Genomic DNA, 15,426 nt, shown 5'->3' with positions numbered 1-15,426 from the left:
CGCATTGAAGGCAAGGAGACTGGGATGATCATCGTCTTACTGCTGGGGCTGACGGTGGGTGTGATCCTGGCCCTGACCGGCGCCGGCGGCGGCATCCTCGCGGTGCCGTTGCTGGTGTTCGGGGCGGGCCTGAGCATGGCCGAGGCCGGCCCCATCGGCTTGCTGGCGGTGGGCCTGGCCGCGACCCTGGGCGCGGTGATGGGCCTCAAGAACGGCACCGTGCGCTACAAGGCGGCGCTGTTGATCGCCACCGCGGGGATCATCTGCTCGCCCCTGGGCTTGTGGCTGGCGCAGCGCACGCCGAATCGTCCGTTGACGATCATGTTTGCCTGCGTGTTGATGTACGTGGCGTTCCGGGTATTCAAACGTTCGTTGCCGGCGTCCAAGGCCCCGGTCGCGACCAAGCCGCCGCCGTGCGTGCTGGACACCCAGCGCGGAAAGCTGAACTGGACCGCGCCCTGCGCCTGGGCGCTCACGGTGTCTGGCGTGGTCGCGGGCGGGCTTTCGGGCCTGCTCGGCGTGGGCGGCGGATTCGTGATGGTGCCGGCGTTGCAGCGCTACACCAACTTGACCGCGCAATCGGTGCTGGCAACGTCCCTGGCGGTGATCGCACTGGTGTCGATGTCCGGCGTGGCCGCCAGTTCGGCGGCCGGGCATTTGCAGTGGGCAGTTGCCCTGCCGTTCTCCCTGGGCGCATTGTTCGGCATGGCCTGCGGACGCCTGATCGCGGCGCGGCTGGCAGGCCCGCACTTGCAACGCGGGTTTGCCATCGTGTCGATGCTGGTGGCGGTGGCCCTACTGGTCAAAGCGATTGGATCCTGAACTTGCGCGCGCCCGTACCCGGCCTGTTCCCCCTGATTTGCACTGGAGAAGCCCCATGATTGTCGACTGGATCAACTTCACGCCCTGGTCATCCCTGGCAGGCGGCGCCTTGATTGGCCTGGCCGCCAGCCTGTTCGCCGTCGGCAACGGCCGTATCGCCGGCATCAGCGGCCTGATCGGCAGTGTGCTGCAACGCGGCGGCGAAGGCGTGAGTGAGAAAGCCCTGTTTCTGCTCGGCCTGCTCGTCGCGCCGCTGCTCTGGGGCCTGTTCGCCGTATTGCCGCTGATCGAGTTCCAGAGCGGTTGGCTCGGGCTGATCCTCGCCGGGGTCCTGGTGGGAGTCGGCACACGCTATGGCTCGGGTTGCACCAGTGGCCATGGGGTGTGCGGCCTGTCACGCCTGTCGCCACGCTCGATGGCGGCCACGCTGTGTTTCATGTTCAGCGGCTTCGTTACGGTGTTTGTGCTGCGTCATCTACTGGGGGGTTGAACATGATCAAATTCAGCGCATTCATCGCCGGCCTGTTGTTCGGCCTGGGCCTTTTGCTGGCGGGCATGGCCAACCCGAGAAAAGTGCTGGCGTTCCTGGATGTGGCCGGCGCCTGGGACCCGTCCCTGGGACTGGTCATGGTCGGCGCCATTGCCGTGGCCATTGGCCCGATGACCTGGGCACGCCGGCAGTCCCGTTCGCTCCTGGGCAGCCCCATGCAGTTCCCCGCCAAACGCGAACTGGACCGACGCCTGATCGGCGGCAGCCTGTTGTTTGGCATCGGTTGGGGCATTGCCGGGATTTGTCCTGGTCCGGCCGTGGCTATCCTGCTGACCGGTCACTGGCAAGCCATCCTGTTCATGCTGGCCATGTTGGGTGGCATGTTGTTGTTCACGGCCCTGGAGAATCGACGCAAACGTTGATCACGTTTGCAGCTAAGAGATCAACAGCGTTTTATTCGATAACGATTACATACCGAGTCAACTGGTCGACTGAATCGAATCACCCGCTCAACGCAATCAAACACGCTACCGATAAAGGCAACGCTATAAACAGGCTGAATATCCACACCGAAAAAACCCATATAAACAGAGGCGCCTCGTTAGCCATTAGTCGAATACTGCCTTTCGCGAACGGCGCCTTATAGTGCGCCGCATACATCCCGCCTGTTTAAATTGATTCCCGGTACTTTTAATGTCGTCCATACACGCTGCATCGAACACCCTCGCGATAAGTGAAGAGTTGTTGCAATTACTTCAAGCGACGGCCAACGCCCAAACCGCCTGGATGACCACCGTCAATCATTTGGAAGCCGCTTGTGATGAGGTATGGCTGGCGCGCATGTGGGAAGTCGAGCACCTTGAAAACCAATACAGGGCTTGCCAGGACCAACTGTTTTCTTATCTGAAAAAATCAATCGCGTTCTAATTCCCCCGTAACTGCCCTGCACTCTTTTCGATTGCCACGCACCAGAACCCAGGCCTTTTTAATATTCGACCAAAGCACAAGACACCACGCTTAGTCTCGAAAAAGATACTTGGCCTAAAAGCCTATCTCTGCGCCAACGCCTGACAAATAGCGGGCTGTAACCTTTCAGCCATTGCTTCAAGCAATGCCCCTCGCAGTGCCATTTTTTTCATCCAAGGCCCGAATAATCATCTGAAACAGCGTGACCGCCCTGTTAGCACTAAAGCATTGGGTCTGAGGGTCGACACTCAGGGAATCACGAGTCAATTAACCTACGTAACTTTCTGGAGGCCATATGTCCGGCTGGATCAGTAATATCCGAGTCAGCGCTAAATTAAGTTGGGGATTCGGCCTGGTGCTGGGGCTTACGTTATTACTGGCCGCAACCGGCTGGTATGCCGTGGTGAAATTGACCGATCGCGGGCTGAAGGTTGAGGAAATTGCTCAGATCAGCGATTACACCAAAGACCTGCGCATCATCCGTTTGCGCATCGGTAAGAGCACCCAAGCGGACGCCTTCCAACCGCTGCAACAAACCCTGGATCGCCTCGCGACCCATCTGGACCGTATCAGGGCTCAATTCATCGACCCACGGGATAACGATCTGATCCGCCAACAGCAAGAGGCCGTCAATGAGTACGGGAAATTGCTGAAGGACTTGGCCACGCCTGACGTTGACCAAGCGTCCCTGTTCAAACGGATGGGGCAGTTGGGCGACCTGTTGCTCGACACCACGCAAAAACTCATTGACTCGCAAAATACCAAACGCGATACCGATGCCGCGTCCGCCAAAACCCTGCTCAGCCTCGTCGCGACCCTGGCCCTGTTACTCGGCGCACTGGCCGCATGGGTCATCACCCGACAAATCGTCAACCCACTGCAACACACGCTCCAGGCAGTGAACCGCATCGCCAGGGGCGATTTGACCGAGAAGCTGACGGTGACCCGACGCGATGAACTGGGCCAGCTGCAATCCGGCCTTCAGCAGATGATGCTCAACCTGCACGAACTGATCGACGGCATTCGATCCGGCGTCATCCAGGTTGCCAGCGCCGCGGAACAATTGTCGGCGGTGACCGAGCAGACCAATTCGGGCATCAACAACCAGAAAGCCGAAACCGATCACGTCGCCACCGCCATGAACGAGATGACGGCCACCGTACACAACGTTGCACGCAACGCCGAAGAGGCCTCCGTCGCCGCGTCCATCGCCGATCAGCAAGCCAGCGAAGGCGAACAGATCGTGGGGGAAGCCATCGCGCAGATCCAGCGCCTGGCCACAGAACTCAACCAGTCGGCCGACGAGGTACGCAACCTCGCCCTGCGCACCCAGCGCTCCACCGAAGAAATCGAGAGCCTGGTCGCCGGGGTCCAGAGCGGCACCCAAGCCGTGGCCTCGGGCATGGACAGCAGCCTGCAACTGAGCGAAAGCAGCGTGGAATGCACCCATCGCGCGGTCAGCGCCCTGGAGAACATCACCGGCAAGGTCTCGATCATCCAGTCCATGAACCAGCAGATCGCAACAGCGGCGGAGCAACAAAGCGCCGTCACCGAGGAGATCAATCGCGCGGTGATCAACGTGCGCGACATCTCCGACCAGACGGCCAACACCTGCGAAGAAACCGCCGCGTCGAGTAACGAACTGGCGCGGCTGGGGCATGAGTTGGAACGCCTGGTGGAGCGTTTCAAGGTCTAGGCATTCGTCCGGCGCGGTGGAGCAGACACCCCCTGTCGATCGCTCGACACCGCGCCAGCGCTGCGCCCCAACCCGTAAATCGCCAGGGCCGCCAGAGCGGAAGGTACCACCAGCGCGGCAAACACTTGCGCGAAGGTCCAGCCCCAACTCAGCATCTGCGCACCGGCAAAGGCGCTGAGGATCGCGCCGAAGCGACCGATGCCGCTCATCCAACTGGCGCCGGTGGCGCGTGCCTGGGTCGGGTAGAACGTGGCCGCCAGCGCGTTCATGCCGACGCTGGCACCATTGAGGCCGAACCCGACCAGCCAGGCGATCAGGCACAGCAACAGGAAATGCCCGGTGGCCTGGCCAATCGCGTAGATCACCCCACCGCTCAACACGAACACCGCCATCAACACCCGGTATTTATTCCAGCGATCCATGACCCAGCCGACACACAGCGCGCCGGCAGGCCCGCCGATCTGGAACATCGCGGTCACAATCGCCGCGTCCGCCACGCTATAACCGCCGCCGTCTTTCACCAGGGTCGGTAACCAGCCGCTGAACAGGTAGACCAGAAACAACGCCAGCACATAACCGCTCCACAGCATCAACGTGCCGAAGCGATAGGACGGCGACAATACGATGTGCATGGCCGACGCGCGCATCAGCGGATGGGCCGGCAGGCAAAAGGTCGATTGCGCATCACTGACGCCCGGTGCGAGTTTTTCCACAATCGCGCGGATCCGCGGGTTCGGCGCCCGCTTGGCGACCAGGAACGTCACCGACTCGGGCAGTTTGAAATACAGCAGCGGCGCCACCAGCAGGGGCAAGATGCCACCGAGGATCAGCATGCTTTTCCAGCCGAAGGCCGGAATCATCCAGGCCGACAGAAACCCGCCGCCGGCAGCGCCCAGGGAGAACCCGCAAAACGCTACCGTGATCAGGAACGAACGGCTGCGCTGCGGCGCGTACTCCGACACCAGGGTACTGGCATTCGGCATGGCCGCGCCGAGCCCCAGCCCGGTGAGGAAGCGCAGGATCACCATGGTGCTGATGTCCGGGGAAAACGCCGTCGCCAGGGTCCACAGGCCAAACATGGACACACTGCTGACCAGCACGATCTTGCGCCCGTAACGGTCGGCCAGCGGCCCGGCGACCAGTGCACCGGCAGCCAGGCCGATCAGCGCCGCACTCAGCACCGGACCCAGTTGCTGATGGCTCAAGCCCCAGTCCATTTTCAGTTGCGGTGCGATAAAGCCCATGATGGCCACATCGAAGCCATCCAGGCCGATGATCAGGAAACCGAGGAACACCACCCACTTCTGAAAGGCGCCGATGGGGCGACTGTTGATCAGCGCGTGGATGTCGATGGGTTGGGTTGTCAGCATGAAAGTCACCTCTGTGTTGTGGGGGCGCGCAACCACGGCGCCCGCTTTTTTATTGGGGTGAAACGAGGACGGTAACCGGCGGTTCAAGCACCGCCGAGGCTGTGGAAACGCACCGGACGGATGATCCGGGTTTCCTGGGCAATGATCAGATGCGCCGAAGCCTGCAGGTAGGCCGGGAAGCGCGGATCGCTGTCTCGTGCCTGGCTGCGTCGCTCGAAGTCATCGAGGCTGTCGTAGCCCCATAGGTGCACGACTTGGTTCAGCGGGCCGATGCTGCTGGTATAGAACCCCAGCGGCGCGCCCAGATGCTCGAGCAGAACCGGCATGGCCAGGCGATCGAAGATCTCGATGAACTCGGGCATGCCCCGTGGGCGGATGGTGTAGATGCGGTGGTCGACGACCGGCTTGTGATGCATCAGGCCACCTCCTGCCGGGGGTTGCCCGGTGTTTTTGCGCCAGCCACCCGCGCCAGGTGCAGGCCGGTGAGATAACCGAAGGTCATGATCGGTCCGAGGGTGATACCGGCGGCGGGATAGTTGCCGCCCATGATGCTCGCGCGGTCGTTGCCCACCGCGTAAAGCCCGGCGATCGCCTGGCCTTGGCGGTCGAGCACCTCCCCGCACACGCTGGTCCGGATGCCGTCAAAGGTACCCAGATCCCCCATGATCACTTTGAGGGCGTAGTAAGGCCCGTCGCCAATCGGCGCCACGCATGGGTTCGGCAGGTTCTGCGGGTCGGCGAGGTAGCGGTTGAAGCTGGTGGTGCCACGGCCGAACTGCCGGTCCACGCCCTGCCCCGCCGTGCGATTGTAGTCACGCACGGTCTGTTCCAGCCCGGCCGCATCGAGCCCGGCGTTCTGCGCCAATTGCGCCAGGGTGCGGCCGCTGTGCAGGTAGCCGTTGCGCAGCAATGGCGCGAGGGGCATCGGCGCCGGCTTGGCATAACCCAGGCCGTACTTGGCCATGGTCCGGCGGTCGCAGATCAGCCACATGGCGGTTTCGGTTTGATTGGCACAGGCCTCGATCATCGCCGCGCCGACGTCGTGGTAGGAGTTGGACTCGTTGGTGAAGCGTTGGCCATTGCGGGTCACACCGATCACGCCGGGTTTGTAGCGATCGAGCAGATGGGGGAAGGCCGTGAAGCTGCCGTTACCCATCGGCACTTTCGAGACTGGCATCCAGGCCGCAGGCGCCTTGAGCCGTATCTCGACGCTGCCGCCCAAGGCCTCGGCCATGCGCGCGCCGTCCCCGGTGTTGGTCTGCGGCACCGGTGAGAAATGCTCGCCACCGCGACGCACATGGGGATAAGCCTGCTGCAACCGTTGCAGGTCATGGGAAAACCCGCCACTGGCCAATACCACACCCTGGCGGGCTTCAAACCGCACTTCACCGCCTTCGGTCTGAGCGATCACCCCGGTGACCCGATCCGCGTCTTTCAATAATTGCCGGGCGCTGGTTTGCGTGAGAATCGGGATCCCCAGGTCCAGCGCCGATTTCGCCAGCCGCGCAGCCAAGGCATTGCCGCTGGTCACTTGAATACCACGCCGGTACAGCAGCAGCTCCTTGGCGTGGGTCATCAGGCGCTTGGCCACATAGAGGAACGAGGTCAGGGATTTGGTGGCATTGAAGAAATGCTTGAGGTCGGCATTCGACGAATTGAACATCATCCCAATGAACGTGATGGTTTTGAGCGGCGGGCGCAGGCGTGCCATGTCGGCTCCCAGCCGGCGGATGTCGAACGGCGCGGCGAGGATCGAACGGCCGATGTCGACGCCACCGGCCACGTCTGGGTGATAGTCCGGGTAGAGGGTCGGGATGAACTGGACCTCGGTCTCCCGCTGGAAAAAGTCGATCATCTGCGGCGCGTTATCGAGAAACGCATCGACCGCCTCGGCATCGTAGAAATCGCCCGTCTCGTTTTTCATATAGGTCAGCGCGGCCTCCCGGCTGTCCGCGATGCCCTTGGCCTTGGACAGCCCGTTGCCGGGAATCCACAGCACGCCTCCCGAGAACGCGGTGGTGCCGCCGAAGTACGCATCCTTTTCAATCACAATGACTTCCAGCCCCTGCTTGCGCGCAGTGATGGCGGTCGCCAGGCCACCGGCGCCGGCGCCGATCACCAGTACGTCGCACCGACGGATCGCCTCGGTAGTTGTCGTCGTCATAGTCAGTCTCACTCGGTAAAAGCCAGCCGAACGCTTGCCGCCGTCGACAGCACGACAGGACAGGTTCGCTGGGGTATTCGGAGTCGGCCAGCATTGGCCGAACAGAGGTCAGGCCTGGTGGCTGGCCATGGGGGACTCAAAGCCGGGGCGCGGAATCAACGCCATCAGCATGCTTTCCAGGCCACCGTCGACGGTCAGCTCGGCGGCGTTGACATAACCGGCCCGCGGGCTCGCGAGGAAGAGGACGGCGTCGGCAATGTCCTGGGGCTCGCCGATGCGCTGGTTGGCGGTCATCGCCTTGCGTTGCTGCTCGACCTTGGGATCGGCGTAGAACGCTGCCGACAGCGGCGTGCGGATCAGTCCCGGGCAGATGGCATTGCTGCGAATGCCCCGTGGGCCCCACTCCGCAGCGATCTGCCGCGAAAGCATGGCGACCCCGGCCTTGGCGGCACTGTAGGCGCCGCTGAAGGTCTGCGGGTAATGCGCGGCGATCGAGGCGATGTGCACGATGCTGCCGCTTTGCCGGGCCAGCATCAGCCGCCCGAACGCCTGGGCACACAACAGATAGCCCGTGAGGTTGACCGACAGCACCTGGTTCCAGTGTTCCAGGCTCAGCGTTTCCAGCGCCCCGGCCTGCAACACGCTGGCGTTGTTGATCAGCACATCGCAGCGCCCGTGGAGCGCCTGCACTTGTTCGGCAGCGTGTTGCACGCTGACGGGGTCGGCAATATCGCAGTGCAGTACAGAAACATCCGCTTCACTGTTTTGCGCCAATTCGGCGGCCAGCTCGCGGCATTTTTGTTCATCGCGATCAAGCAGCACCACATGGGCATTCTGGCGCACCAGCGCGCCGGCAATCGCGCTGCCGATGCCGCCGGCCGCGCCTGTGAGCACACAGACCTTGGAGTCCAGATTCAGCCAGCTTTTCTGCAGGTCGTTATTATTCATTGTTATCTCCAACACGCATTTCAAGACAATTGCCCCACTGCTCGGGATGCAGCAGGCGATGCTCAGGATAGAAGCGTGGGACGGCTCGCAAGAATGGACAAAACCTTCAACCGTCGAGACTTTTACGACAAATCGGCAGCGAATTGCCCAACGCGCGGTTTCTTCGCTAAGGTAGAAAACACGTGCCCGTAGACCATAAAAATAATGAACAAGATTCCCAGCTATGCCCTGTACGGCGAGGCGGCGGCGCCGATATGGCACGACTCCCTGCATGTCGAGTCGATCTCCCTGCGCTCCGGCGCCTACAACTGGGAGATCGCTGCCCATCGACACGAGGGGTTGTTGCAGATGCTGTACCTGCAAAGCGGTGAAGGCGAGGTGCTGCTGGACAACCAGCGGGTCGAGGTCAAGGCGCCGTGCCTGCTGTTCATCCCTGAGCAGATCGTCCATGGCTTCGCCTGGCACGGGCGGGTCGAAGGGCATGTGATCACCGCCGTGCAACACCCGCTGGAAAGCATCGTCCAGGTGCTCTCTCCGGGCCTGTTGGCGCAGATCCAGAAACCCTGGGTGGTCGCCCTGCCGCACTGGGCGCCGGCCGACAATCCGCTGGAGCCGCTGTATCGAGCGCTGTACGAGGAGTATCACGGTCGCGGCCGGGAGCATGTCGCCAGCAGCATGTCATTGCTGCTCGCGCTGGTGATCCAGATGCTGCGCCTGAGCGAGCCCACCCACGAGCTGCACGCGCAGCGTCACGATCGACGCAGCCAGCAGATGATCGCCTTCCGCGAACGGGTGAACCGGCACTTTCGCGAACACCTTTCGCTGCATGACTACGCCAATTTCCTCGGGATCACCGTGGTCACCCTGAGCCGGCTGTGCCATGAACAACTGGGCATGACCCCCATGACCCTGATCAACGCCCGGCTGATCCTCGAAGCCAAACGCGAACTGGCCCATTCGACCCAAAGCGTCAAGCAGATTGCCCACGGCATGGGCTTTGCCGATGTCGGTTACTTCAGCCGTTTTTTCCGCAAGCACGCCCAGTGCAGCCCCAGCGAGTTTCGCCTCCAGGCCCAAGCCAAACGCCAGTGACGCTCAGAGCGTCATGACCGGCCGCAGCAACGCCTGCCCTTCGTACAACGCCGACAGATAACGCTCGCGCATGTCCTCGACGCTCATGCGCGAGGCGTGGGTGGTCAGGGTCAAGGTCGCCTGCAAGCGCCCTTCCCGATCGATCAGCGGCACGCTCAGCACACGCATGCCCACTTCATATTCCTGGTCCACCAGGACGTATCCACGCTCGCGCGCCAAGGCAATCTCGGCGCGGATGCGCGCTTCGTCCGTCACGGTATAAGGGGTAATCGCACGCAGCTCGTTACGGCTGAAATACCCCGCGAGCGCCTCTTCGGTCAGGCTCGCCAACCAGAGCCGGCCACTGCCCGTGCAATACATCGGCACCCTGGAGCCGGGGCGGATCGACATCGAAGTGATATGGCTGTAGCGGCTGCGCACGATATGCACGATGTCATCGCCGTCGCGCACACCCACCGACACATGCTCCTGGGTGGTCCTTGCCACCTGCTCCACAATCGGGCGCAGCATGCGCGGCAGCACCGCCGAATCGACATAAGCCTGGCCGATCCGCAAGGTCTTGGCGGTCAGCCAGTAATGGCGTCCGTCGGTCTGGGCGAAATCGTCATGCACCAGGGTCAGCAGAAAACGCCGGGCGGCGCTTTGGGTCATGTCGGCCATGCGCGCCACTTGCGGCACGCTCAGGCGCGGGTGCTCCTGGGAAAACAACTGCAACAGCGCCAGGCCCTTTTGCAGGCCGACGATCAAATCCCGCGAATGAATGGTGGGTTGTTTCATCGAACTCAGGCTCTTAATCAGGCAAAGGCTGCGATTATCGCACTGTCACTGCGATTATCAACGCATTCGCCGGTGCACTCGATTGTTCGCTGGGCCCCCGGCTTGCAGTATCGGCCCCACAACACAGCCAATAAACGGGTACACAGCATGATTCAGGGTTCGACTGAACTGGTCGCCATTGTCGGCTCACCGATTGCCCAGGTGAAATCGCCGGAAAACTTCAATCGCTGGTTCGCCAGCCATCAGCAGAACGTCGCAATGCTGGCCATCGACCTTGCGCCGTCGGCCCTGCAGAACTTCGTCCAGACCCTGCGCGGCTGGCAAAACCTGCGCGGTTGCGTGGTGACGGTGCCTTACAAACAACTCTTGGCCAATCGCCTGGACAGCGTCAGCGAGCGCTCGGCGGCACTGCGCTCGGTCAATGTGATCCGCCGCGAGGCCGACGGTCGGCTGGTGGGCGATATCGTCGACGGCGAAGGCTTTCTCAACGCCGCGCGCAAGCACGGTTTCAATCCTCAAGGCAAACAGGCCCTGGTGATCGGCACGGGCGGTGTCGGCAGCGCGATTGCCTATTCGTTGTGTGAAGGTGGGGTCAGCCACCTGGTGATCAGCGACCTGAACCACGAGCGTGTCGAGGTGCTGAGCGAGTTGTTGTGCAGTGTGTTCCCGGAGATCGTGATCAGCGCCAACCCGACCTCGCTCGCGCACTTTGACCTGGTGGTGAACGCCTCGCCGGTCGGCATGAACGCCACGGCCGATGACGGCCAGATGCCGCTCCCGCTGCCCCTGATGGAAACCCTGAGCGCCACCGCGCTGGTCGCCGACGTCGTGACCTCGCCGGCGGTGACGCCCTTTCTCGCCTGCGCCCAGCGTCTGGGCTGTGGAATTCAGACCGGCCCGGAAATGGCCCTGGCGCAGTTGGGCAACCTCGGTCACTTCATGGGCGTGACGCCGCTGGAAATCTGAATGCCCGCGCGCATCTTCAATAGGCAACCAACAATGAAAACGAGCACTTGCGTGCACCGCGCCGCTGCCGAGCTGACCTACGACGTGATCGTCCTGGGCAGTGGCGCGGCCGGTTTTGCCGCCGCCGTGACGGCCAGCTCTCGCGGCCTCAAGGTCCTGCTGGTGGAAAAGACCGAAGCCTTTGGCGGCACGTCGGCGATTTCCGGTGGTGCGGTCTGGCTGCACGACACCGACCAGGCCCGGGCCGCCGGGCATCACCTGAGCGCCGAACAGATGCGCCGTTACCTCAAGGCCGTCATCGGCGCTGGCTACAACCCGGCATTGATCGACGCATTCATCGAACAGGGACGTGAAGCCCTGCGCTACCTGGAAGCCCACAGCGAGCTGAGTTACAGCCTGCGACCGCTGTCGCCGGACTATTACCCGGACCTGCCCGGCGGTACGCAAACCGGCCGCGCGCTGGAAATCGACGAATACGACGGACGCCGCCTCGGTGAGCATTTCAAGGACCTGAAACGGCCACCGAACGGCATGCTGCTGTTCGGCGGCATGATGGTCAATCGTGTCGACATCCAGCACTTCCTCAGTTTCAAGCGCTCGCCGAAATCCCTCTGGCACTGCGTCAAACTCTTGGGGCGGTATGCCGTCGACCGAATCAACCATCCACGCGGAACCCGCCTGACCGTGGGCAATGCCTTGATCGCGCGCCTGGCGACCACCGCCCTGGCCAACGGTGTCGACCTGTGGCTGCGAGCCACGCCCGAGGCGTTGATCGTGGAACAGGGGTCGGTCAAGGGCGTGCGGATTTCCCGCGACGGTGTCACCCATTCGGTCAGGGCGCGGGGCGGTGTGGTGCTGGCCATGGGCGGTTTCGCGGCGGGTGCGCAAGCGGCCGAACAGCGGCCATCCACGGCGTCGGAGCACTGGAGCATGTCGCCTGCCGCCAACGTCGGTGACGGGCAACGCCTGGCCGCTTCTGTGGACGCGGCCATCGGCGACAACCTGGCGGCGAACTTTTTCTGGGCGCCTGTCTCGGTGCTGCACAAGGCTGATGGCAGTGTGGAACGCTTTCCGCACTTGGTGACCGACCGCGCCAAACCCGGCGTGATCGCGGTCAATCGCGCCGGGCAGCGTTTTGTCAATGAATCCGACTCCTACCATTGTTTCGTCGAAGCCATGTTCGCCAATGGCGGCGCCAACGCGCCCTGCTGGCTGATCTGCGACAGCGAAGCGCTGAACCATTACGGCATGGGCCTGGCGCGGCCGCGGCCGGTCGACAACAGCGCGCTGATCAAGGCCGGCTACCTGTTTTGTGCCGACAGCCTCACCGAACTGGCGCAGCTCACCCGCATCGACGCGGCCACACTGGCGCAGACCGTGGCGCACTACAACGCCGATGCCGAACAAGGTGTCGACCGCCAATTCGGCAAGGGCAGCAACGCCTACAACCGCTACATGGGCGACCCGCTGCATCAGCCCAACCCGTGCCTGAAACCGCTGCACAAGGCGCCTTTCTATGCCGTGCGGGTGTTCACCGGCGACCTGGGTTCGGCCCGTGGCCTGGTGACCAATGCCCAGGCCAACGTACTCGATCGCCACCACGCACCGGTCCCCGGACTCTACGCGGCCGGCAACGAAATGAATTCGATCATGGACGGCACCTACCCCGGCCCCGGCATCACCCTCGGTCCTGGCATCACCTTCGGCTACCTCGCCGCCAACGACATTGCCCGGCGGCTCGACCGCCAAACGGCACAACCCGCCCCCACTGGAGAACACCATGTACTACGAACTGCGCACCTACACGATTAAACCGACCAAGCTCGGCGACTGGCTGGCCCTGTACAAAAGCGCCGCCTTGGCCGTGCAGCAAGAACACCTGGGCAACCTGATCGGCTTTTTCACCACCGAAATCGGGGAGGTCAATCAAGTGGTGCACATCTGGGGCTACGCCAGCCTCGACGACCGCATCAGCCGTCGCAACGCCATGGCGGCCGATCCGCGCTGGCAGGACTTCGCCCAGCAGAACAAGGCACTCGACGCCGTCGTGAGCCTGGAATCACGCCTGCTGCGCCCGACCGACTTTTCGCCCCTCCAATAACCCCGTCGCCAGGTTGCGCCGTTTCTGCTCAAGAGCGGCCAATCTCACACCTTCTCGCGGTAGTTCCTATGTGCATCAGCGATTCCCTGCTTTGTGATGTGTTGGTCGTCGGCTCCGGCGCTTCCGGTCTGGCTGCGGCGGTAACCGCTGCGCAACTGGGCCTGGACGTGATCGTCGTAGAGAAAGAACCCCTGCTCGGCGGCACCAGTGCCTGGTCGGGGGGTTGGCTGTGGATTCCGCGCAATCCGCTGGCCATCGCCGACGGTATCGCAGAAGACCCGGAACAATCGCGGGTGTACCTGCGTCATGAACTGCACACCGACGTGCTCGGTCCCAACGTGGAAACCTTTCTCGAACAAGGGCCGAAGATGGTCGAGTTCTTTCAACGCCACACCGAAGTGCAGTTTTTTTCCGGCAGCAAAATGCCTGACTTTCACGCCAGCGAAGGCTACGCCAAAGGGGGCCGTTCGGTGTGTGCGCAACCCTTCGACGGTCGTCGCCTCGGCCCCTGGATCAACAAACTGCGGCGCCCGCTCGACCTCATCAGCCCGGCCGGAATGGGCATCGCCGGCGGTGCCGATCTCAATCACTTTCTCAATGCGCGCCAGTCACCGTCGTCACTGCTCTACGCCGGCAAGCGCCTGTTGCGCCATGCCCGCGACCTGCTGCGTCATGGCCGTGGCATGCACCTGGTGAACGGCAACGCACTGGTTGGCCGCCTGCTCAAAAGCGCGCTGGATCGCAACGTGCGCCTGTTGACTGAAACCCCCGTGCGGGAATTGCTGCGCGACGGTGCGCGGGTGGTCGGCGCGCGCGTCGAATCTGCCGGTCGCCTGACCGAGATCCACGCCCGGCGCGGCGTGGTCCTCGCGTGTGGCGGCTTCCCCCACGATCAACAGCGCATCGCCCGCCTGTTCACCCATGCCCCCAACGGCACCGAACACCTGAGCGCAGCGCCCAAAGGCAATACCGGCGATGGCCTGCGCCTGGGCGAACGCGTCGGCGCGTGCGTAGCATCCGACCTGCCCCACCCCGCCGCATGGGCACCGGTGTCCCGGGTCCCACGCGAAGACGGCGGCTTCAGCGGCTTCCCACACCTGATGGAACGCGCCAAACCCGGCTTCATCGCCGTGCGCCAGGATGGCCGCCGCTTCGTCAACGAAGCCGACTCCTACCACGACTACATGTGCGCCCTGTTCAACGCCACCGGCCCGGGAGAAACCCCAACCTCCTGGCTGATCTGCGATCACCGCGCCCAACGTCGCTATGGCCTGGGCTGGTCCAGACCCTTCCCGTTCCCGACCGCGCACTACATACGCTCAGGCTACTTGTTCAAAGCCCCGACACTGACCGACCTGGCACACCAATGCGGCATCGACGCACAACAACTGAACGCCACCGTCAACGCCTTCAACCTCGATGCAGAACGCGGACACGACCCAGTCTTCCAGCGCGGTGAATCGCTATACAACAAGGCCCAAGGCGAACCCCTGCACGGCCCCAACCCCTCCCTCGGCAGCCTGCGCGACGCGCCGTTCTACGCAATAAAACTAGTCCCCGGCAGCCTCGGCACCTTCGCCGGCCTCAAGACCGACGCCAGCGCCCGCGCATTGGACAAACAGGGTGTGGCGATACCGGGGTTATTTGCGGTGGGTAATGACATGAATAGCATCATGAATGGGTATTACCCGAGTGGGGGGATCACACTGGGGCCTGGGATGACGTTTGGGTATGTTGCGGCGAGGGTTCTTGCGGGGGGGGATAGTTGATGGGGGGGGAACACCTCACCCACTTGACTTAAAAATACCTTGTTCACGAAAGGCAGAATCATAACGACTGCATAATCCTTCAACAACCAATCACTCATCCCGCACTCTTAGATTCTTGTCAATTACCCGAAGTATTTTTTTAAATTAGATATATTAACCTCACAAAAGGCATTACATTGAAAGACAAACACATAACTGCCACCCAGTCTCTTAGAGAGGGTGCTATAGGCAATCCCGGGACCTGCCTCACCGTCCTGCCGCCCAT

Annotated in this window: 15 protein-coding genes; 10 read left to right on the top strand and 5 right to left on the bottom strand. The window is 62.5% G+C overall.

Annotated features, from left to right (window positions below):
- Positions 1–24: 24 nt before the first annotated feature.
- The 5 genes from BLR63_RS03865 (at position 25) to BLR63_RS03845 (ending at position 3,974) form a co-directional block, all read left to right on the top strand.
- Complete coding sequence (locus BLR63_RS03865; RefSeq protein WP_010565779.1) at positions 25–822, top strand: sulfite exporter TauE/SafE family protein; 798 nt, start codon at positions 25–27, stop codon at positions 820–822.
- 55 nt (positions 823–877) lie between these two features.
- A complete protein-coding gene (locus tag BLR63_RS03860) occupies positions 878–1,312 on the top strand; it encodes a YeeE/YedE family protein (protein ID WP_010565780.1) in 435 nt (144 codons plus the stop codon).
- Between the two features lie 2 nt (positions 1,313–1,314).
- Positions 1,315–1,734: a DUF6691 family protein gene (locus BLR63_RS03855; RefSeq protein WP_010565781.1), complete on the top strand. Its 420-nt coding sequence runs from the start codon at positions 1,315–1,317 to the stop codon at positions 1,732–1,734.
- A gap of 271 nt (positions 1,735–2,005) precedes the next feature.
- The gene (locus BLR63_RS03850; protein WP_010565782.1) at positions 2,006–2,239 is read left to right on the top strand and encodes a hypothetical protein; all 234 of its coding nucleotides are present in this window, start codon (positions 2,006–2,008) and stop codon (positions 2,237–2,239) included.
- Between the two features lie 334 nt (positions 2,240–2,573).
- Positions 2,574–3,974, top strand: a complete 1,401-nt coding sequence (locus BLR63_RS03845) for a methyl-accepting chemotaxis protein (RefSeq protein WP_010565783.1) — start codon at positions 2,574–2,576, stop codon at positions 3,972–3,974.
- Here the strand turns inward: BLR63_RS03845 and BLR63_RS03840 are convergent.
- The 4 genes from BLR63_RS03840 to BLR63_RS03825 all read right to left on the bottom strand — a co-directional run bounded on the left by BLR63_RS03840 (position 3,971) and on the right by BLR63_RS03825 (position 8,456).
- The gene (locus tag BLR63_RS03840) at positions 3,971–5,344 is read right to left on the bottom strand and encodes an MFS transporter (RefSeq protein WP_010565784.1); all 1,374 of its coding nucleotides are present in this window, start codon (positions 5,342–5,344) and stop codon (positions 3,971–3,973) included. The two genes, BLR63_RS03845 and BLR63_RS03840, sit on opposite strands and share 4 nt — an antisense overlap.
- Positions 5,345–5,427: 83 nt before the next feature.
- Complete coding sequence (locus BLR63_RS03835; RefSeq protein WP_010565785.1) at positions 5,428–5,760, bottom strand: NIPSNAP family protein; 333 nt, start codon at positions 5,758–5,760, stop codon at positions 5,428–5,430.
- Positions 5,760–7,508: an FAD-dependent oxidoreductase gene (locus BLR63_RS03830; RefSeq protein WP_010565786.1), complete on the bottom strand. Its 1,749-nt coding sequence runs from the start codon at positions 7,506–7,508 to the stop codon at positions 5,760–5,762. Before BLR63_RS03830 ends, BLR63_RS03835 begins: the two co-directional genes overlap by 1 nt.
- 108 nt (positions 7,509–7,616) lie before the next feature.
- Positions 7,617–8,456, bottom strand: a complete 840-nt coding sequence (locus BLR63_RS03825; protein ID WP_010565787.1) for an SDR family NAD(P)-dependent oxidoreductase — start codon at positions 8,454–8,456, stop codon at positions 7,617–7,619.
- A 204-nt stretch (positions 8,457–8,660) separates the two neighbouring features.
- Here BLR63_RS03825 and BLR63_RS03820 point away from each other — a divergent pair, with 204 nt between their 5' ends.
- Entirely contained in the window at positions 8,661–9,548 is an 888-nt protein-coding gene (locus BLR63_RS03820; RefSeq protein WP_010565788.1) for a helix-turn-helix domain-containing protein, read from the top strand.
- Positions 9,549–9,551: 3 nt separating this feature from the next.
- On the opposite strand, the gene BLR63_RS03815 is transcribed toward BLR63_RS03820, so the two are convergent.
- Positions 9,552–10,325, bottom strand: coding sequence for an IclR family transcriptional regulator domain-containing protein (locus tag BLR63_RS03815; protein WP_010565789.1), 774 nt, complete (start codon positions 10,323–10,325; stop codon positions 9,552–9,554).
- A 147-nt stretch (positions 10,326–10,472) separates the two neighbouring features.
- Here BLR63_RS03815 and BLR63_RS03810 point away from each other — a divergent pair, with 147 nt between their 5' ends.
- From BLR63_RS03810 to BLR63_RS03795, 4 genes are all read left to right on the top strand, one after another.
- Positions 10,473–11,291: a shikimate dehydrogenase family protein gene (locus BLR63_RS03810; protein ID WP_010565790.1), complete on the top strand. Its 819-nt coding sequence runs from the start codon at positions 10,473–10,475 to the stop codon at positions 11,289–11,291.
- A 33-nt stretch (positions 11,292–11,324) separates the two neighbouring features.
- Positions 11,325–13,103: an FAD-dependent oxidoreductase gene (locus BLR63_RS03805; protein ID WP_042947043.1), complete on the top strand. Its 1,779-nt coding sequence runs from the start codon at positions 11,325–11,327 to the stop codon at positions 13,101–13,103.
- Entirely contained in the window at positions 13,072–13,392 is a 321-nt protein-coding gene (locus BLR63_RS03800) for an NIPSNAP family protein (RefSeq protein WP_010565792.1), read from the top strand. The genes BLR63_RS03805 and BLR63_RS03800 overlap by 32 nt, the downstream gene beginning before the upstream one ends.
- 68 nt (positions 13,393–13,460) lie before the next feature.
- The gene (locus tag BLR63_RS03795) at positions 13,461–15,161 is read left to right on the top strand and encodes an FAD-dependent oxidoreductase (protein ID WP_010565793.1); all 1,701 of its coding nucleotides are present in this window, start codon (positions 13,461–13,463) and stop codon (positions 15,159–15,161) included.
- Positions 15,162–15,426: the final 265 nt, after the last annotated feature.

Source organism: Pseudomonas extremaustralis (assembly GCF_900102035.1).
Taxonomy (GTDB): Bacteria; Pseudomonadota; Gammaproteobacteria; order Pseudomonadales; family Pseudomonadaceae; genus Aquipseudomonas; species Aquipseudomonas extremaustralis.
This window is presented reverse-complemented; position numbering and strand designations above follow the sequence as displayed.